The sequence below is a fragment of the Streptomyces sp. CO7 genome (assembly GCF_053474865.1).
The window spans coordinates 79,772-80,778 of the sequence record NZ_JBRIOU010000004.1; the positions used below are offsets into that span (position 1 = coordinate 79,772).

Sequence of the window (1,007 nt, forward strand, 5' to 3'; positions counted from 1 at the left end):
CGCCGCGGCCCGCGCGCCCCCCCCGCGCCACCGCCGTCACCGCCGTCGCCGCCGCGCTGGCCCTGGGGCTCGGCGCCCTCGCGCTGCCGGCCGGTGCGGCGACGGCAGCCCCGCGGCCGCCCGTCTCCTGCGTCACCCTCGCGGCCGGGCCCGACGCCGACGCCCTCTGCAAGGCGATCTCCGCGCTTCCCGACGACGAGGCGACCGCGGCCCAGATCCGCGTCGGCGGCCACGGCGCCTGGCTCGGCACGGCCGGCGTGCGGGACCTCGACACCGGCGCCCCCGCCGTGCGGCACGCCCGCTTCCGGGCCGGCTCCACCACCAAGATCGTCACTGCCTCGATGGTGCTCCAGCTCGCCGCCGAGGGCCGGATCGGCCTCGACCGGCCGGTCCAGCGCTACCTGCCCGGGCTCTTCCCCGACAGCTTCGCGCCGATGACCGTCCGCCAGCTGCTGAACCACACCAGTGGCCTGAAGCCCGGCGCCTCCTTCGGCGACACCACCGAGGACATGTGGGAGCACCGCTTCGAGACCATGACCCCGCAGGAGGTGGTCGCCGGGTCGATCGCGGCGGGCCCCGGCGCCACCCCGGGCACGGTGCAGCGCTACTCGAACATCCACTACGTGGTCCTCGGTCTGATGATCGAGAAGGTCACCGGCGACACGCTCGCCCACCAGGCGAAGGTCCGCGTCTTCCGTCCGCTGGGGATGCGGGACAGCTACTTCCCGGTGAACGGCGACCCGCGGATCCACGGACCGCACCACCGCGGCTACGAGCGGATCGGCGGCCGTCTCACGGACGTCACCGACTGGAACATGACGGACCGTTTCGCGGCCGGCGACCTGATCTCCTCCACCGCCGACCTGGAGACCCTGTTGGTCTCCCTCTTCCGCGGCGAGGTCGTCCCCGAGCCCTACCTGCACCAGATGTTCGAGGTGCCGGAGGTCAAGGACCACGACACGGGCGAGGACGCGACGATCGGCCTGGGCCTGGAGCGTTTCGTGAAC

The 1,007-nt window shown here is 73.8% G+C and carries 1 protein-coding gene; it reads left to right on the forward strand.

Annotated elements, in window-relative coordinates; all coding sequences use genetic code 11:
- The coding region (locus ACOV8S_RS13020) for a serine hydrolase domain-containing protein (protein ID WP_448317992.1) at nt 1-1,007 on the forward strand (1,007 nt) is incomplete at both ends.